Here is an 18,344-nt window from a genome sequence, read left to right on the forward strand (position 1 = left end):
GCGTCTGCGGCCTAAGGCTTTTTGGCTAGCGCCATGGCCACCGCGTCGATCGTCTGCGGGACGGCGTCGGCGGCCAGGCAATCCACGATGACGCGTTCGGGTTGGGCCCGCAGCCATGTGATCTGGCGTTTCGCCAACTGGCGCGTGGCCGCGATGCCTTGTTCGCGGGCGGTGTCCAAGTCGATTTCGCCGTCCAGGTGCGCCCACATCTGCCGGTAGCCCACGCAGCGCACCGACGGCAGTCCGGGATGCAGATCGGGCCGCGCGCGCAAGCCACGAACCTCGTCCAGCAAGCCTCGGGCCAGCATCGCGTCAAAGCGTTGTTCGATGCGCGCATGCAGGGCGGCGCGGTCCGAGGGTTCCAGGCTGATGGTCAGGTACTGGTTGGCGTCGTCGTCCGGTTTGCGCTGCCCGCGTTGCAGCAGCGCCGACATGGGTTGGCCCGACAATTGGCAGATTTCCAGCGCGCGCTGGATGCGCTGGCTGTCGTTGGGCGCCAAGCGGGCGGCGGTGACCGGGTCCAGCACTGCAAGTTCGGCGTGCAGCGCGGGCCAGCCAAGCCGGGCCGCGCGGGCTTCGAGCTCGGCGCGCAAGGCGGGGTCGGCCTGCGGCAGGTCGTCCAGGCCGTCGCGCAGGGCCTTGTAATACATCATGGTGCCGCCGGCCAGCAGCGGGATGCGCCCGCGCGCGCGGATCTCGCCGATCAGGCGCAGCGCGTCGGCGCGGAATTCGGCGGCCGAGTACGACTGCGCCGGGTCCAGAATATCCAGCAAGTGCTGCGGCACGCGGGCCTGTTCATCGGGCGACGGCTTGGCCGTGCCGATGTCCATGCCGCGGTAGATCGTGGCGGAATCGACGTTGACGATTTCCATCGGCCAGCGTTCGGCCAGCGCCAGCGTGGACGCGCTTTTGCCGGCCGCGGTGGGGCCGGCCAGGCAGATGACCGGCGTCGTATCGGGGATGGGGGAAGACGACAAGCTTATTGTCCGCGCAGAAAGAGCTTGTCCAGGTCAGACACCGACCACTGCACCCAGGTCGGGCGTCCGTGGTTGCACTGGTCGGCCCGTTCAGTGGATTCCATCTGGCGCAGCAGGCCGTTCATTTCTTCGATGGTCAGCTTGCGGTTGGCGCGCACGGAGCCATGGCAGGCCATGGTGGACAGCAGTTCGTTGCGCTGTTCGGTCAGCAGGCGCGACACACCCACGGCGCCCAGGTCGCGCAGCACGGCGCGGGCCAGCGTCTCGATGTCGCCGCGCGCCAGGATGGCGGGCACGGAGCGCACGGCAATCGACGTGGGGCCCGACGGGCGCATCTCGAAGCCCAGGTCGGCCAGTTGCGCCTCGAATTCCTCGACGATGGCCACGTCTTTCTCTTGCGCGTGGAACACCACCGGCACCAGCAGGTCCTGGCGGGGCAGGCTGCGCGCGTCCAGCGCCTGCTTCAGTTGTTCGTACACCACGCGCTCGTGGGCGGCGTGCATGTCCACCAGCACCATGCCGCGGCGGTTTTGCGCCAGGATGTAGATGCCGTGCAATTGCGCCAGCGCCATGCCCAATGGATGTTCTTCATCGGCGGGCAGGCTGGATGCCGGGCTGGGTTCCCGCACGGGCGTGACCTTGGCGGCCGTGTCGTCGGACAGCGGGCGGTACAGCGACTGCCAGTCGGCGGCGGGGATGCCGGCGGGTTCGGCGTGCAGGCGGAAGGGCACCTGGGTGTGTGCGCGTTGCGGGGCCGGCGACGGGCGCAGGCCATAGGCGGCGGCGCCGCCCGGGTTGGCGCTGGAATGGCCGCCCGAATATCCCGGCCGGGGACCATCCGCCAAGCGCGTGGCTTCCCCGGCGGGGGCGCTTGGCGGGGCAGGGGCCGTGGCGAGTCCGGCGGCGGACGAGGCAGAGTAAGGGGCGGCGGTTTGGGCGACGGTCTCGAAACCGCCGTCATCCGCTTCGTTTTGCGGCGCGGGCGAGACCGCCGACGAGCCGCCCGTTTGCGCCAGGGTCTGGCCGACCGCGTGCGACACGAAGCGGTGCACGGCGCCGCTGTCGCGGAACCGGACTTCATGTTTGGCCGGATGGACGTTCACGTCCACGGCGGCGGGGTCGATGTCCAGGAACAGCACATAGGCGGGCTGGCGGTCGCCATGCAGCACGTCGGCATAGGCGGCGCGCAGCGCATGGCTGACGGTGCGGTCGCGTACATAGCGGCCGTTCACGTACAGGTACTGCCGGTCAGCGCGGGCGCGCGCCGCCGTGGGACGCGTGATCATGCCGGCCAGGCTGACCGTGCCGACCGAGTGCGACAGCAGCAGCCCGTGCTCGGCGAATTCGGCGCCCAGCACATCGCGGATGCGCTGGGGCGGTTCGGCGGGCAGCCATTGGCGTTGCGCGCGGTCGTGGTGGAACAGGCGGAACGCGATCTGCGGGTGCGCCAGGGCGATGCGTTCCATCGCATCGACGCAGTGGCCGAATTCCGTGGCTTCGGACCGCAGGAATTTTCGGCGGGCCGGTACCGCGTCGAACAACTGGCGCACGTCGACGGTGGTGCCCGGCGGGCCCGAGGCGGGGTTGACCTGCATGCTGCCCGCGTCGATCTGCCAGGCGTGCTCGCCGTCGCGGGTACGGGAAATGATGCTGACCTGGGCGACTGACGCAATTGAGGCCAGCGCTTCGCCGCGAAATCCCATCGACGCGACGGACTCCAGTTCGTTCAGCGACCGGATCTTGCTGGTGGCGTGGCGCGCCAGGGCCAATGGCAATTCGTCCGGGGGAATGCCGCCGCCGTCGTCCGTAACCGCGATTCGGCGGATGCCGCCGCCTTCCAGGCGCACTTCGATGGCGCGGCCGCCCGCGTCGATCGCGTTCTCGAGGATTTCCTTGAGGACGGAGGCGGGGCGCTCGATCACTTCGCCGGCGGCGATCTGGCTGATGAGCAGGTCGGGAAGCGCAAGGATGGAACGGCGTTCGGTCATTAGGCTAAAGGTCTGGTGGGGCGGTGTGGATGATTTTAGCCCCATGGCCCGGTGGGCTATAGTCGCTGGGGTCTAACCTCTTATGACTTCCGGGCTGCTGAATGCTTGAATTCTTCAATATGGTGCTCCACATCGACAAGACGCTGGGCGTCTGGGTCGCGCAATACGGCGTGTGGGTGTACCTGGTGCTGTTCTTGATCGTCTTCGCGGAGACGGGGCTGGTCGTCCTGCCCTTCCTGCCGGGCGATTCGCTGTTGTTCATCGCCGGCGCGTTCGGCGCCACCGGACATATCGACCCCGTCATGATGGCGGTGCTGCTGATCGTCGCGGCCATTTCCGGCAACACGCTGAACTACATGATAGGCCGGTACATCGGGCCGCGCGTGTTCTCGATGAACCTGCGATTCCTGGACCGGGGCGCGCTGATGCGCACGCACGCGTTCTATGAAAAGCACGGCGGCAAGACGATCGTCATGTCGCGCTTCATTCCCGTCGTGCGAACGTTCGCGCCCTTCGTGGCGGGCGTGGCCGACATGTCGATGTCGCGCTTCCAGTTGTTCAACATCCTGGGCGCGCTGCTGTGGGTCGTCAGCCTGGTCGCCGCCGGCTATTTCTTCGGCAACATCCCGCTGGTGCGCGAACACCTGAACACCATCGTGCTGCTGGGCCTGGCAGCCGCAATCGTGCCAGTCGTCGGCGCGGGCGTATTCAAACTGATCAAGTCGCGCCGCGCGTAGGATGGGTGAAGCGCGAGAGTGCGTAAGCAAGAGCATTGCCGCCCAGCGCGCGTAACCCATCAGGCAGCGGTCGTGCTGTGGCTGAATCGGACAAGGATAGCGGCGCTGTTTGATGGGCTGCGCGCGCTTCAGGCCTGAGTTCTGCCCGGGATGTCTCGCGCGCCCCCCATCCTGCCGGGGGGCGGCGGCTCGGGTGGCGGGGAACAAAAAAGGCGATGCGTTTTACGACGCATCGCCTTTTTTTACGCCAGTACGTTCAGCTGACGTCGCCCAGCCGCGCCAGCGGCGGGTTGGCGGTGAAGTAGCGCTGGATGCCGGTCATCATGGCTTGCGCCAGCTTGTCCTGATGCGCATTGCTGCGCAGCAGCGCCTCTTCCTGGGGGTTGCTGATGAAGGCGGTTTCCACCAGCACGGACGGGATGTCCGGCGCCTTCAAGACGGCGAAGCCGGCCTGTTCGACGCTGTTCTTGTGTAGGCGGTTGATCTTCTTGATCTCGTCGAGAAAGGCGTTGCCGACCTTCAGCGAATCATTGATCTGCGCGGTGGTGGACAGGTCCAGCAGCACCTTGGCCACCTGGCGGTCGTGGCTGCCCAGGTTGACGCCGCCGATCAGGTCGGCCGCGTTTTCCTTATCGGCCATCCAGCGCGCCTGCGCGCTGGTGGCGCCGCGCTGCGACAACGCGAACACCGACGAGCCGTTGGCCGAGGGCTTGACCCAGGCGTCCGCGTGGATCGAGATGAACAGGTCCGCGTGGACGCGGCGTGCCTTCTGCACGCGCACGTGCAGCGGCACGAAGTAGTCGTCGTCGCGCGTCAGGTAAGCGCGCATATAGGGCTGGCTATCGATCAGCGCCTTTAAACGCCGGGCGATGCGCAGCACCACGTCTTTTTCACGCAGGCCGCTGCTGCCGATGGCGCCCGGATCTTCGCCGCCGTGGCCGGGATCCAGCGCGATGGTCACCATGCGCTGCTTGCCGCGGCTGGCGGTCGCGGGGGGCGACTTGGGTGCCGTGGGCAGCGGCGGGGCGGGCTGCTGGCCCTTCACGCGGGGCGGTTCGGGTGGATCGGCCCGCGTCGCCGGATTGCGCTGGATGTCTTCCAGGATGCGCGCCAGCGGATCGTCCGCGTCGGCGCCGCTTTTGTTCAGGATCGCCACCAGCGGGTCTTGGGCGACCTTCGGATACAAGTCCAGCACCAAGCGGTATTGGTAGTCGGCCACGGGCTTGAGCGTGAACACCTGGGGCGCCACGGGCTGCTTCAGGTCGAACACCAGCCGCACGACGTTCGGGCGGTTCTGCGCCACGCGCAGGCTCTGGATATAGGGGTCGTCGGGCCGGACCTTGGACACCAGGTCGTTCAGTGCCGCGCTGATGGTCAGTCCCTCGATATCCACCACCAGGCGGTGGGGGTTTTCAAGGGTGAACTGTTCGGCCTTGAGCTCGCTGTCGAGTTCGAGCGTGACCCGGGTGTATTCGTCGGCCGGCCAGGTACGCACGGCCAGGATCGTCGCGGCCTGCGCCAGACGCGGCAAGACCGGCAGGACGAGCAGCGTGGCCGCGACGCTGATCAGGCGGCGCCGGGTGGCGCCTGCCGAGCAAAGGGCGCCGTCTTGGGCGGGGGGACAATCGCGTTCAACCATGTTTGTCCTCGAGCGGTGTTCGCGGTCAGGGTGGCGTCACGTCCCTCGCCGGCATAAGCCAGGGAAATCAGCAGGTCGGGCGGGGGCAAAAGACCCTCGGCCCGCTCCGGCCATTCGATCAAAACGACCGCATCGTCACGCAGTAAATCCCGGAATCCTGCGTCCAACCATTCGCGCGAATCACTAAATCTATAAAAATCAAGATGATAGAAGTATAAGTTAGAAACTTTATAGGATTCAAGCAGCGCGTAGCTAGGACTTTTGATTCGGCCTGTGATGCCGCATTCCCGCAACAATGCCCGGGTGAAGGCCGTTTTTCCTGCCCCAAGGTCTCCTTGAAGGTGGATACAAGCGCCCGCCGGGCCGGTTTTGCCTCCGGAAACCAGGGGCGCGAGCTGCCGCGCCAGCGATTCCGTGGCGGCTTCGTCGGGCAGGTGCAAGGTCAGGCTGCAAAGGGGGGCGGACATGGCGCTGGGCGAGTGGTAAAAAACGATGGAGGGAACACGGGTTTCGGCAATTATAGGAATGCGGGTTTCTGCTAATCTATTAACTGATTGCTATTCTCAATATGTCGTGCCTGGCGACTGCCGCCGGACGCGACTGACGCCGCCACGGAGTTGTACGCGCCATGAAGACCCGCATCGAAAAAGACACGTTTGGACCCATTGAAGTCCCCCAGGATCACCTGTGGGGCGCCCAAACGCAACGTTCGCTGCATTTTTTCGCGATTTCCACCGAGAAGATGCCTGTTCCCCTGGTCAACGCGATGGCGCGCCTGAAGCGCTCGGCGGCCAAGGTCAACGCCGAACTGGGTGAACTGGATCCGACGATCGCCGATGGCATCATCCGCGCGGCCGACGAAGTCATTGCCGGCAAATGGCCCAACGAGTTTCCTTTGTCGGTCTGGCAGACGGGCTCGGGCACGCAAAGCAACATGAACATGAACGAGGTGCTGGCGAACCGCGCTTCGGAATTGTTGGGTGGGGAGCGCGGCGAGGCGCGCAAGGTGCACCCGAACGACCACGTCAACCGCGGCCAGTCGTCCAACGACACCTTCCCGACCGCCATGCACGTGGCCGCCGCCGTCGAGGTCGAGCACCACCTGCTGCCGTCCCTGAAGGCGCTGCGTGCGACCTTCGCGGCCAAGAGCGCCGAGTTCTACGACATCGTGAAGATCGGCCGCACGCACCTGCAGGACGCGACGCCGCTGACGCTGGGCCAGGAACTCTCGGGCTATGTCGCGCAACTGGACCTGGCCGAACAGCAGATCCGCGCCACGCTTGCCGGGCTGCACCAATTGGCCATTGGCGGCACCGCCGTCGGCACCGGGCTGAACGCGCACCCGCAGTTCAGCGCCAAGGTGTCCGCGGACCTGGCGCATGCCACCGGCACGGCCTTCGTGTCGGCCCCCAACAAGTTCCAGGCCTTGGCGTCCCACGAAGCGCTGTTGTTCGCGCACGGCGCATTGAAGGCGCTGGCCGCCGGCCTGATGAAGATCGCCAACGATGTGCGCTGGCTGTCCAGCGGCCCGCGCTCGGGCCTGGGCGAGATCAGCATTCCCGAAAACGAACCGGGCAGCTCGATCATGCCGGGCAAGGTCAACCCGACGCAGTGCGAAGCCATCACGATGCTGGCCGCGCAGGTGCTGGGCAATGACGTGGCCATCAACATCGGCGGGGCCAGCGGCAACTTCGAACTGAACGTGTTCAAGCCGCTGGTGATCCACAACTTCCTGCAGTCCGTGCGCCTGCTGACGGACGGCATGGCCAGCTTCAATGAGCACTGCGCCGCCGGCATCGAACCCAATCACGCGCGCATCGCCGAACTCGTCGACCGGTCGCTGATGCTGGTGACGGCGCTGAATCCGCATATCGGCTACGACAAGGCCGCGCAGATTGCGAAGAAGGCGCACAAGGAAGGGCTGTCGCTGAAGGAATCGGCGTTGGCGCTGGGGTATGTGACCGAGGCGCAGTTTGCCGAATGGGTGGTGCCGGGCTCGATGACCAACGCGCACAAGCCGTCGTAAGGGGGCGCGCCGCAATGGCAATGGCCGCCGATGGGCGGCCATTTTTTTATCAATGCGAAGCCCGGCGCGAGGCTCCGCGCTACACGAATTCCGCCCGGTCAGGCGTGTCCGGTAAACAGCAGCCACATCGGGATCGTGGCCGCCGAAAATAGCGTGCCCAGCGAGATCAGCACCGCCACCATCCGGCCGTCACCGCCCATGCGCATCGCCAGCACATAGGCGGCGGATGCGGTGGGCAGGGCGGCAAACAGCAGCAGCATCCGCGATTCCAGGGGCGGCAGGCCCAACAGATGCGCGACCAGCAGCGCCACGGCCGGTAGCGCTACGAGCTTGACGCCCAGCATCCACGCGATCAGCAAGCCATAACCCTTGCCGCCTTCCCAGGCCAGGCTGGCGCCCACGCAAAGGATGCCCAACGCGATAGCCGCCGCGCCCAACCGCGCCAGTACGGTATCCACGGGGCCGGGCAGGTGCAGCCCCGCCAGGTTGCAGGCCAGGCCCAACAGCGTGGACACGACGAGTGGATTGCGCGCCAGTTCGCGCAGCAGGTTGCCGCCGCTGTGGCGCGCCAGCCCGTAGACCGCCGCGACGTTGGCCATGGGCACGGCAAAGCCGATGATCAGCGCCATCACCGTCTGGCCCTGCGAGCCGGCCAGGCTGGCCGACAGCGCCAGGCCAATGTACGTGTTGAACCGGTAGCCGCATTGCGCGGACGAGGCCAGCCCCAGCGACGACGGCCGCAGCACCAGGCCCGCCAGCCAGGCCAGCGCCACGCCCGCGGCGACGACGGCCACGGTGGCCTGCAGCAGCAGGGCCGCATTGCCCGCCGTGATGGGCGTGCGCAAAATGGACTGAAACAGCAGCGCGGGGAACAGCACGAAGTAAACGAGGCGTTCGGTGCCCGCGAAAAACTCGCGTGAGAATCCCAGTTTGTGACGTAGCGCCCAACCGAGCGCGACCAGTAAAAAATCAGGGAAAACCAGAAGGGCGACCGACATGGATTAAGGCGTTATTTCAGGGCGTTGGCCGGGGGTCGGCTCGCTATGCGGGTGTAAGCATTTGCTGCTATTCTCCGTCATTCTGGCGGGCGTGTGTGCCACAAGCAATCCCTAAAAGCAGCGCGAAACACGCAGCACACGAGCAATGCGCCCCCACCGTTAACTGCTGGTCCGCCTACAGGCGGGCACAACACACAACGGGCCGTTTACATACGGGCTCGCAATCTTGGAGGAAACACACCTATGAATAAAGTTCGCTCCCTGGCCGTGGCTATCGCCTTGGCAACCGGCGCCGCCGGCACGCTTGGCGTCTCTGTCGCGCACGCCGCCGACAAGTATCCCAGCAAGCCCATCCGCGTGATCGTTCCGTTCGCGCCTGGCGGCTCGACCGACATCATCGCGCGTCTGGTGACCCAGCGCATGAGCCAGGAACTTGGCCAACCGATGGTTGTGGAAAACAAGGGCGGCGCAGGCGGCGCCATCGGCGCGTCGGAAGCCGCGCGCGCCGATGCCGATGGCTACACCCTGTCCATCGCCACCGTCTCGACGATGGCCGTGAACCCGGCGTGCCGTCCGAAGGACCTGCCGTATGATCCGATCAAGGACTTCCAGCCGGTCACCAACTTCGCCAACACGGCCAACGTGGTCGCGGTGAATCCGAAGTTCCCGGCCAAGGACTTCAAGGGCTTCGTCGAAGAGCTGAAGAAGAATCCGGGCAAGTACTCCTACGGCAGCTCGGGCACGTGCGGTGTGCTGCACTTGATGGGCGAATCGTTCAAGATGGCCACGGGCACCGACATCGTGCACGTGCCGTACAAGGGTTCGGGCCCGGCCGTGGCGGATGCCGTCGGCGGCCAGATCGAAATCCTGTTCGACAACCTGCCGTCGTCGATGCCGCAGATCCAGGCGGGCAAGCTGCGCGCCATGGCCATCGCATGGCCCGATGAAATCGCTGCCGTGAAGGGCGTGCCGACGTTCAAGCAAGCCGGTTTCCCGGTCTTGAACCAGCCGGTCTGGTACGGTCTGCTGGCCCCCAAGGGCACGCCGATGGAAGTCGTGAACAAGCTGCGTGACGCCGCTGTCGTGGCCCTGAAGGACCCGAAGGTCATCAAGGCGCTGGACGATCAAGGCTCGGCGCCGTCGGGCAACACGCCGGAAGAGTTCGCGAAAGAAATCAAAGAGCAGTTCGACTGGGCTCAAGACGTCGTGAAGAAGCAGAACATCAAGCTGGACTGATGTTGCGCGGGGGCGGCCCAGGCCTGCCCCCGGCTTGCACGGCAAAACGGACGCCTCGGGCGTCCGTTTTCTTTTGGCGCAGCGCCCGCTCAGGCGGTCGCGTCCAGCGTGGCGATGCGTTCCGCGCAGGCCGCGCGCAGGCGTTCGATCAGGTCGCGGTGCAGGGACGATAAGGGGTCCTGGTTGCGCACCATGATGCTGATCGGCACGCGCAACGCCGGTTCCAGGCGGCGCAGGTGCATGCCGGGCCGCAGCATCGCCTGCGCGGTAATGGCGTCGACGATGGCGTCGCCGCAACCGGCATCGACCAGCGCGCAGGCCACGTAATGCGTCTGCACCTGGATAGCGACTTGCGGGTCCAGGCCCTGCGCGTCCAGCGCCATCTGAAGCAGCGCGCCGGAGGCGTCGCTGGCGTCAAGCACGATCAATGTGCCGCCCGACGGCGTCGCCAATTCCGGCAAGCGCATCGGGCCGGAAGCGGGCGTGCGGCTCAGGTGCACCAGTTCGGTATGGCCCAGGCCCATACGCGTAAGGCCGGGATAGTCATTGGTGTCGAAAGTGACGGCAAGGTCCAGCTCGCGCGTCAACAGGCCCTGCACCAGTTCGGCGCTGTGGTGGGTGTGGATATCGAAGGTGATGCCAGGCTGCGCGTCGCGGCTGTCGCGCACGACGCGGGGCAACAGCCCCAGGCCCAGCGCGGGCGCGCAGCCCAGGCGCAAGTGGCCGTTGGGCCGGTCCCGCAGGCTGGCGGCCAACCGGCGCACGCTGTTCAAGTCTTGATTCAGCCGTGCGACTTCAGGCGTCAGGATGTCGGCTTCGCGCGTGGCGACCAGCCGGCCCTTCACGCGTTCGAACAGCTTGAAGCCCAGTTGGGCTTCGGCGTGCGCCAGCAGTTTGCTGGCGGCGGGTTGCGAGATATGCAGCGCGGCGGCGGCCTCGGTCAGGGACCCGGTACGACGGATCGCTTCGAAAATCTCGATATGGCGCAGGCGCATGGCACGATGGGGATAAGGGACCGGAACCGCGATTCTATGTCGGAAGGCGCAAGCGAGGCATCCCGAGAGGCGGGCGCGACAGCGGCGGATGCCTTGACTATGATGGACGCCTGCCGGCATGCCGGCGCTATCCTGGAGCCCGATCATGCGCGCCTGCCGCTACGCCGCCGCCTTCCTGCTTGCCGCTGCCATGGGGGCGTCTTTGCCCGGCATGCCCGCCGCCTGGGCGCGCACGCCACCGGCGGCTGAAGATCGGAACCCCGAAGCCGCCAGCGGCGCGCGCGCGCGCGAACTGGTGCGCGCGCCGCGCTACATGATGGTCTCGGCCAATCCGCTGGCGACGCAAGCCGGTGAAGAGATGCTGCGCCGGGGCGGCACCGTGGTGGACGCCGCCATTGCGACGCAACTGGTGCTGAATCTGGTGGAACCGCAGTCTTCCGGTATCGGCGGCGGGGCATTCCTGGTGTTGTATTCGGCCAAGACGGGCCGCATCCAGACCGTCGACAGCCGCGAGACGGCGCCGGCGGCCGCGCGCCCGGATCGCTTCCTGGATGCCGAGGGCAAACCACTGCCCTTCGCGCAGGCCGTCAACAGCGGCATGTCGGTTGGCGTGCCGGGCTTGCTGCGCGGCCTGGAGCTAGCGCACAAGGACGCGGGCGTGCTGCCCTGGGCCGACTTGTTCCAGCCCGCGATCCGGCTGGCTGAAACGGGGTTCGCCGTATCGCCGCGCCTGCATGCGCTGCTGGCGGGCAACAAGGCCTTACCCCAGCAAACCGCCGCCGCTGCCTATTTCTACGCCCCTGACGGCACGCCCTGGCCGGTGGGCCATGTGTTGAAGAATCCCCAGTTTGCCGCCACGCTGCGCGCCGTGGCCGGGCGGGGCGCCGACGCGTTCTATCAGGGCGACATCGCCCGCGATATCGTGGCTGCGGTGCGTGGCCACGCCACGCCCGGCGACCTGAGCCTGGCCGATCTGGCGAACTACCGCGCCAAGACGCGCGACCCGGTGTGCGGCGCGTATCGGGGCTACCAGCTGTGCGGCATGGCGCCGCCCAGCAGCGGCCCCATTGCCGTGCTGCAGATGCTGGGCGAACTAGAGCAGTTTCCGATGGCAAGTTACGCGCCGGGCTCGGTCGAGGCCGTGCATTACTTTTCGGAGGCCGGCCGCCTGGCATTCGCCGACCGCGACTTCTATGTGGCAGATCCGGATTTCGCACGCGTGCCGGTGCGCGCGCTGCTGGACCCCGCTTATCTGCGCGCGCGTGGCGCGTTGATTCAGCCGGACCGCAGCATGAAGGTAGCGTTGCCGGGCGATCCGGAAGGAAAACTGCTGTCGCTAGGCCGGGACAACGCGCTGGAGCTGCCGTCCACCAGCCACTTGGTGGCGGTGGACGCGCAGGGCAATGCGTTGTCCATGACGACCACGATCGAAAGCGAGTTCGGCAGCAAGATCTTCGTGCGCGGCTTCTTGCTGAACAACGAAATGACGGACTTCTCGTCGTCGTTCCAGGATCCCGAAGGCCGTCTGGTCGCCAACCGCATCGAGCCGGGTAAACGCCCGCGCAGCTCGATGGCGCCGATCATCGTGCTGCGCGACGGCAAGCCCGTCATGTTGGTGGGATCGCCTGGCGGCAGCGCCATCATCAATTACGTGGCCAAGACGATCGTGGGCGTGCTGGATTGGGGGCTGGATATCCAGGCGGCCATCGCCTTGCCCAACATGGGCAGCCGCAACAAGGAAACCGAGCTGGAAAAAGGCACCCCGCTGGAAGCGCTGGCGCCCGCCCTGGAGCGCATGGGGCACCCGGTGCGCATCACGGAATTTCCCAGCGGCATTCACGGTATCGTCATCGACGCGGGCGGCTTGCAAGGCGGGGCGGACCCGCGGCGGGAAGGGCTGGCCGCGGGGGGCTGAGGCACGAAGCTGCCTGCCGCCTTTACCGGCTACTCCAGCTTGGACGGGTCGAGTTCCATGCGCGCTTCCCTGCGGTGCGCCAGGTACGTTACGCCCCACATCACCACGCCCAGCAGCAGCAGCCAGCCCGCCACCTGATACTGGATGACGTCGCGCCCCGTTAGCGGTGTGACCAGGAACAGGCAGGCTGCCGCACCCAGCCACGGGACGATCCGGTTAATGCGGAAGTGTTCGTGCTTGACGGTGTCTCGGCGCAGCACCAGCACCGCGACGTTGACGAACGCGAACACGCCCAGCAGCAGCAATGCGGTGGTGCCGCCCAGCGCGCGGATGGCCTGGGAATCCGCCAGCGCCACCAGCACGATCAGCGCCAGGGCCAGTACCGTCGTGAATAAAATAGCGGTCCATGGCGTCTGGTTTTTGCGATGCACGTGCGCCAGGAAGGCCGGCAGCACGCCTTGGCGCGACATGCCGTAGAGCAGGCGGCTAGCCATCATCATGTTGATCAGCGCAGAGTTCGCCACGGCGAACATCGAGATGACGGGCATGATGTATTCCACCGGCAAGCCGGGGGCGGCGCGCTTGACCACCAACACCAGCGGCGTCGAACTCTTGGCCAGTTCACCCACGGGCACCAGCGCCACGGCGCAAATGGACACCAACACGTAGATCACGGCGGTGATGCCCAGGCCGGTCAGCATCACCTTGGGGAAGATGCGGCTGGGTTCGTGGGTTTCTTCGGCCATGTTGACGGAGTCTTCGAAACCGACCATCGCGAAGAAGGCCAGCGCCGTTGCGGAGGTCACCGCCAGGAAGACGCTTTTGTCTTCCGGCGTGTCGAACGCGATCACGCGCGAGAAGTCGGCCTGGCCGCCGGCGATGGCGTAAAAGCCCAGCAGGATCACCATCAGCAGGCCTGACAGTTCGATCAATGTCAGCACCACGTTGGCCTTGACGCTTTCGGCCGCGCCGCGCAGGTTCACCAGCATCACCAACAGCATGAAGCCCAGCGCGCCGGACGTGATCCAGGCCTTGTCCGCCTTGATGCCGAAGGCGGCGAACAGATTGGCGGCGAAGGCCTGCGACGCCGTGGCGGCCGACGTCAGGCCCGAACACATGACGGTGAAGCACACGATGAAGGTCAGGAAGTGCACGCCGAACGCCTTGTGCACATACAGCGCCGCGCCGGCGGCCTTGGGATATTTGGTGACGAGTTCCAGATAGGACAGCGCGGTCAGCAACGCCACCGCGAACGCCACCAGGAAAGGCAGCCAGGCCGCGCCGCCGACTTCGGCGGCCACCTGTCCGGTCAGTGCATAGACGCCTGTGCCCAGGATGTCGCCGACGATGAACAGCAACAACAGTTTGGGGCCCATCACCCGTTTAAGCGGGGCGTGGTCGTTCGTTTCATTCGTTTCTTTCGTGGCCATGGTCCTTCTCCTCTTTCTTGGAATTTGGGGGAGGCGCTGCCCGGCAACGCGAGGCGACCTGAAAAGTCTACGGCCCGATGCGACCCTTCAATGCAACATCGTTGCAACGAAATGTCTTAGTTGTTGGCATTCGTTGAAAACCGCGTTCGTAGGATGGGTGAAGCGCGAGAGCATCTTCCTACGGGGGGATACGCCAAGCGCGCAACCCATCAAGCAGCATTGCAAGCAATGGCTGAATCAGCCACGGCATCAACGCTGCGTGATGGGTTGCGCGCGCTTGGGGCTGGTGAGCCTGCGGGCGTTTTCTCGCGCTCCACCCATCCTACGATGACCGCCGCCAACGGCACCCATTCATGGGTATCGATCCCGGTGAAAGGCATCCGTTCACGGGTATCGATCCGGGCCAACGGCATCCGTTCAAGGATCCGTGGGAATGGTGCGGAAGGCCGTTTCTTATTGGGTGTCGGTCTGCGGCGTGAGCGCGGGCGGCAGCTTGCGCAGGGTGGCGGGCGTGCGTGACAGTTTGATCGGAGAGCCCACGCCCCGGTAGTCTCCCTGTTCCAACACCATGCCCCGATGGCGCGTGTGCGGATGCGCCAGCGCCTGGTCCACGGTTTGCACGGCTGCGGCCGGCACGCCCGCGCGCAGCAGGCGGTCGGCCAGCGCGGCCGCATCCTGTTCCGCCAGCAACGCGGACAGTTCATCACGCAGGGCCTGGCGATGCCGCAGGCGGTCGGCGTTGGTGGCGTAGCGTGGGTCTGCCGTCAGGCCCGGCGCGTTCAATACTTGCGCCAGCAGCGCGAATTGCCGGTTGTTGCCCACGGCCAGGAAGATCGGGCCGCTGGCGGTGGGCAGCGTTTCGTAGGGGGCGATGTTCGGGTGCGCGTTGCCGCTGCGCGTTGGCACCTTGCCGCTGTAGAAGTAATTGGCTGCATGCGGATGCAGCAGCGACAGCGCGCAGTCGTACAGCGTGATGTCCAGGAACTGGCCCAGGCCGCTGCGGCCCCGTTCATTCAGCGCCAGCAGAATGGCCACCGCGGCGTTCAGGCCCGTCACCATGTCCACCACCGGCAGGCCGACGCGGGTAGCGTCGCCGTCCGCCTCGCCGTTCACGCTCATCAGGCCGCACATGGCCTGCGCGCAGGCGTCGTAGCCGGGCAACCCGCCTAACGGGCCATCCGATCCAAAGCCGCTGACTCGGCAATGGATCAGCTTGGGGAACGCCTGGCTAAGGGACTCGAAACCCAGGCCCCATTTTTCCAGCGTGCCGGGCTTGAAGTTCTCGACCAGCACGTCGGCGTCGGCCAGCAGGTGGCGCAGCAGTTCCTGGCCAGCCGCTTGCGACAGGTCCAGCGTCATGCCTTCCTTGTTGCGGTTGACGCCGATGAAGTACGACGCCGTGTCGCCCAGGAAGGGCGGGCCCCAGCCCCGGGTTTCATCGCCGCCAGGCGGTTCGATCTTCAGCACGTCGGCGCCGTGGTCGGCCAGGATCTGCGTGCAATAGGGACCGCCCAGCACGCGGGACAGGTCGATCACCTTGCATCCGGCAAGCGCGCCGGCATTGGGTAGGGTGGGGGCCATGGGGAGTCAGCTTCAGTCGATGGAAACGTTGGCGCTGGTGATGAGCTCGCGCCACTTGGGGACTTCGGTGGTGATGAAGGCGGCCAGGCCTTGCGGCGTCTGATCCTGCGCCTCGACGATGCCTTGCGAATGCAGGGTCTGCTTGATGCCGGGATCGGACAGCGCGGTCTTGAACGCCTGGTTCAATGTGTTCACCACGTCTGCCGGCGTGTCCTTGGGGGCGACGATGCCGAAGAAGACGCTGACGTCATAGCCCTGGAGCCCTTGTTCGGACAAGGTGGGCAGGTCCGGCAGGGCCTCGGAGCGCTGGGCGCTGGCCAGGCCGATGGCGCGCAGCTTGCCGGCCTTGATGTAGGGCAACGCCGTCAGGATGTCGGTGAACGACATCGACACCTGCCCGCCCAGCAGGTCGTTCAGCGCCGGGCCCGTGCCCTTGTACGGGATGTGCATGATCTGGGTGCCGGCCATCTTGTTGAACAGAATGCCGGCCAGATGCGACGACGCGCCATTGCCGGACGACGCGTAGCTGAGCTTGTCCGGGTTCTTCTTGGCGTAGGCGATGAGTTCTTGCGCGTTGGCGGCGGGCACCGACGGGTTCACGACCAGGATGTTGGGCAGGTGGCCCAGGCGGATGATGGGCGCGAAGCTGGTTTCGGGGTTGTAGCCCTGCTTCTTGTACAGGCTGACATTGATGGCCAGCGGGCCGGACGTGCCAAACAAGAGGGTGTAGCCGTCGGGCTTGGCCGAGGCCACGTATTCAGATCCGATATTGCCGCCGGCGCCGCTGCGGTTTTCGACGATGACGTTCTGCTTCAGGGGTTGGCGCAGTTTTTCAGCCAGCCGGCGCGCCATGGCGTCGGTGGGGCCGCCGGGCGGGAAAGGCACGATCAGCGTGATGGGGCGGGCCGAGGGGAAGGCGTCCGCGGCCAAGGCGGGCGTCGACGGGGCCGCGGCGGCGGCCGCCAGCATCAAGGGGGCAAGAAAGCGTTTCATGGTGGTGTCTCCTGGGGGAACGCGCCAGCTGTGCCGCCGGCGTCGGTTTACAGCGCGTATTGCAGAATGGTCTGGCAGGCCGCGCTTTCGTTGGGGGGAATGGCGTAGGGATCATGCGGCGCCAGGCGATGCAACAGCACCTGGTCGGCCAGTTGCGCGCGGCTTTCCAGGCCGGCGCCCGTGGCTTCCCAGCGCAGCGCGGCCATCGATACCGCGTGATACAGCAGCGATGCGGCCTGGCGGGCGAGTTCGGCATGGTCGCCTTGCGCGGCGTGTTCGGCCAACGCGAAGGTCTTGTCCAGCGCCTGGGCCTGCCGATCGGCCTGCGCGGGCGGGCAGGGCGCGCCGTCCGCCAGCAGGCGCTCGACATGGGCGCGCAGCGCGGGCAGGGAATGCTCTTTCTTGATGGCGCGCAGCACGTCCAGCGCGACGATGTTGCTGGTGCCTTCCCAGATGGATCCCAAGTGCGCGTCGCGCACCAGGCGCGGCTCGGTCCATTCTTCGATGTAGCCGCAGCCGCCGCGCACTTCCATCGCGTCGCCGGTGACCTTGCGCGCGTCGCGGCACGCGCGGAACTTGATCAGCGGCGTCAGGATGCGGGCCAGCGCAGGATCAGCCGCGCCCTGGTCCGCGTCGGCCAGCGCCCGGGCCGTCTGGAACATGACGCTGCGGGCCTGTTCGGCCCATACGGTCATCTTGACCAGTTGGCGTTGCATCAGCGGCATGTCGATCAGGCGCTTGCCGAAGGCGCGGCGGTGTTGCGACACGTAGATGGCCTCGGTCACCGCGCGGCGCATCAGGCCGGCGGCGCGCATGCCGTTGGACAGGCGCGAGTTGTTGATCATGTCGGCCATGTGCTTGAAGCCGCGGCCGCGTTCGCCCACCAGCCAGGCCACGGCCCCTTCCAGGCGGATTTCGCCGCTGGCCATCGAGCGGGTTCCCAGCTTGTCCTTCAAGCGCAGGATGCGGTAGTGGTTGTGGCTGCCGTCGGCCAGGTCGCGTGGCAGCAGGAACAGCGACACGCCCTTCAAGCCCGGCTGCGGTTCGCTGCGGGCCAGCACCATCGCGAATCCCGCGTCGGGGTTGGAGCAAAACCATTTGTCGCCGTGGATACGCCAGGTACCGTCGTCTTGCGCCTCGGCCGTGACCTCGGTGGCGCTGACGTCCGAACCCGCGCCCTGTTCGGTCATGAACATGGCGCCTTGGCGCAACGTGTCGAAATCCTGGGACGTGACCTGTGGCAGTACGCGCTCGACCAGCGCCGGGTCGCCGAACTTGCGCAGCGTGCGCGCCAGCGAGTCCGTCATGCTGACGGGGCAGCACAGGCCGAATTCCGCCTGCACGAACAGGTGGCTTAGCGCGTATTTGGCGGCGGCCGGCATGGGTTCCGGCCAGCCCAGCACGCCGCCGCGGTGCGAAAGCGCCGCCAGGCCGAATTCACTGTAGGCCAGGCGTTCCAGCTCGACATAGGCGGGGTGCTTGTCGACGCGGGACTCGTCGGTGCCGGCGCGGCTGCGCACGGACAGAGTGGGCGGATGCTTGTCCGCCGTGGAGGCCAACTCGTCCATGACGCCGCCGGCCAGTCCGCCCAGCCGTTGCAGGTGAGGCAGCAGGTGCGCGTGCAGCGCAGGCGGCAGGTAACGCTGGCTGAGGGCGGCCGCATAGGGATCGGCGTTGAATAGATTCAGGCCGCGGGAGTCCGGAACGGGCGTGACGGCAGCGGCGGTCGGGGCGGTTTTTGGAGCATCCATGGCGGCATCCTGCGGAAAACGGGGAAGATGGCCGATGTTGCGCGGGTCGATTAATCTATGCAAATACCGTTTTTGTGT

The 18,344-nt window shown here is 66.4% G+C and carries 14 protein-coding genes; 4 read left to right on the forward strand and 10 right to left on the reverse strand.

Going from position 1 to position 18,344, the window contains the following annotated elements; translation table 11 throughout:
• Positions 1-11: 11 nt before the first annotated feature.
• Positions 12-977 (reverse strand): tRNA (adenosine(37)-N6)-dimethylallyltransferase MiaA, encoded by a 966-nt coding sequence (miaA, locus tag ACI0FO_RS00645; RefSeq protein ID WP_416023370.1) that lies wholly within the window; start codon positions 975-977, stop codon positions 12-14.
• Between the two features lie 2 nt (positions 978-979).
• Positions 980-2,965, reverse strand: a complete 1,986-nt coding sequence (mutL, locus tag ACI0FO_RS00650) for a DNA mismatch repair endonuclease MutL (RefSeq protein ID WP_416023372.1) — start codon at positions 2,963-2,965, stop codon at positions 980-982.
• 101 nt (positions 2,966-3,066) lie between these two features.
• Here mutL and ACI0FO_RS00655 point away from each other — a divergent pair, with 101 nt between their 5' ends.
• Positions 3,067-3,702 (forward strand): VTT domain-containing protein, encoded by a 636-nt coding sequence (locus ACI0FO_RS00655; protein ID WP_313458635.1) that lies wholly within the window; start codon positions 3,067-3,069, stop codon positions 3,700-3,702.
• A 256-nt stretch (positions 3,703-3,958) separates the two neighbouring features.
• Here the strand turns inward: ACI0FO_RS00655 and ACI0FO_RS00660 are convergent, their stop codons facing one another.
• Together ACI0FO_RS00660 and tsaE are read right to left on the reverse strand one after the other, a co-directional pair.
• Entirely contained in the window at positions 3,959-5,341 is a 1,383-nt protein-coding gene (locus ACI0FO_RS00660) for an N-acetylmuramoyl-L-alanine amidase (protein ID WP_416023374.1), read from the reverse strand.
• Positions 5,269-5,808 carry a tRNA (adenosine(37)-N6)-threonylcarbamoyltransferase complex ATPase subunit type 1 TsaE gene (tsaE, locus tag ACI0FO_RS00665; RefSeq protein ID WP_105555421.1) on the reverse strand — a complete coding sequence of 180 codons (540 nt, stop codon included), beginning with the start codon at positions 5,806-5,808 and terminating at the stop codon, positions 5,269-5,271. Before tsaE ends, ACI0FO_RS00660 begins: the two co-directional genes overlap by 73 nt.
• Before the next feature lie 161 nt (positions 5,809-5,969).
• On the opposite strand from tsaE, the gene fumC reads away from it, so the two are divergent.
• Positions 5,970-7,367 carry a class II fumarate hydratase gene (fumC, locus tag ACI0FO_RS00670; protein WP_416023376.1) on the forward strand — a complete coding sequence of 466 codons (1,398 nt, stop codon included), beginning with the start codon at positions 5,970-5,972 and terminating at the stop codon, positions 7,365-7,367.
• 98 nt (positions 7,368-7,465) lie between these two features.
• On the opposite strand, the gene ACI0FO_RS00675 is transcribed toward fumC, so the two are convergent.
• Entirely contained in the window at positions 7,466-8,365 is a 900-nt protein-coding gene (locus tag ACI0FO_RS00675) for an AEC family transporter (protein WP_416023378.1), read from the reverse strand.
• A gap of 243 nt (positions 8,366-8,608) precedes the next feature.
• Here ACI0FO_RS00675 and ACI0FO_RS00680 point away from each other — a divergent pair, with 243 nt between their 5' ends.
• Entirely contained in the window at positions 8,609-9,601 is a 993-nt protein-coding gene (locus tag ACI0FO_RS00680; RefSeq protein WP_105555418.1) for a tripartite tricarboxylate transporter substrate binding protein BugE, read from the forward strand.
• 89 nt (positions 9,602-9,690) lie between these two features.
• Here the strand turns inward: ACI0FO_RS00680 and ACI0FO_RS00685 are convergent, their stop codons facing one another.
• Positions 9,691-10,596 (reverse strand): LysR family transcriptional regulator, encoded by a 906-nt coding sequence (locus ACI0FO_RS00685; RefSeq protein WP_416023380.1) that lies wholly within the window; start codon positions 10,594-10,596, stop codon positions 9,691-9,693.
• Positions 10,597-10,741: 145 nt separating this feature from the next.
• On the opposite strand from ACI0FO_RS00685, the gene ggt reads away from it, so the two are divergent.
• A complete protein-coding gene (gene ggt / locus ACI0FO_RS00690; protein ID WP_416023382.1) occupies positions 10,742-12,511 on the forward strand; it encodes a gamma-glutamyltransferase in 1,770 nt (589 codons plus the stop codon).
• Between the two features lie 29 nt (positions 12,512-12,540).
• Here the strand turns inward: ggt and ACI0FO_RS00695 are convergent, their stop codons facing one another.
• The 4 genes from ACI0FO_RS00695 to ACI0FO_RS00710 all read right to left on the reverse strand — a co-directional run bounded on the left by ACI0FO_RS00695 (position 12,541) and on the right by ACI0FO_RS00710 (position 18,266).
• Positions 12,541-13,941 carry an APC family permease gene (locus ACI0FO_RS00695; protein WP_416023383.1) on the reverse strand — a complete coding sequence of 467 codons (1,401 nt, stop codon included), beginning with the start codon at positions 13,939-13,941 and terminating at the stop codon, positions 12,541-12,543.
• A 453-nt stretch (positions 13,942-14,394) separates the two neighbouring features.
• Complete coding sequence (locus tag ACI0FO_RS00700; protein WP_416023385.1) at positions 14,395-15,522, reverse strand: CaiB/BaiF CoA transferase family protein; 1,128 nt, start codon at positions 15,520-15,522, stop codon at positions 14,395-14,397.
• A 12-nt stretch (positions 15,523-15,534) separates the two neighbouring features.
• Complete coding sequence (locus tag ACI0FO_RS00705) at positions 15,535-16,515, reverse strand: Bug family tripartite tricarboxylate transporter substrate binding protein (protein ID WP_416023387.1); 981 nt, start codon at positions 16,513-16,515, stop codon at positions 15,535-15,537.
• 47 nt (positions 16,516-16,562) lie between these two features.
• Complete coding sequence (locus ACI0FO_RS00710; protein WP_416023389.1) at positions 16,563-18,266, reverse strand: acyl-CoA dehydrogenase family protein; 1,704 nt, start codon at positions 18,264-18,266, stop codon at positions 16,563-16,565.
• Positions 18,267-18,344: the final 78 nt, after the last annotated feature.

Source organism: Achromobacter marplatensis (assembly GCF_049060505.1).
GTDB classification, from domain to species: domain Bacteria; phylum Pseudomonadota; class Gammaproteobacteria; order Burkholderiales; family Burkholderiaceae_B; genus Achromobacter; species Achromobacter marplatensis_A.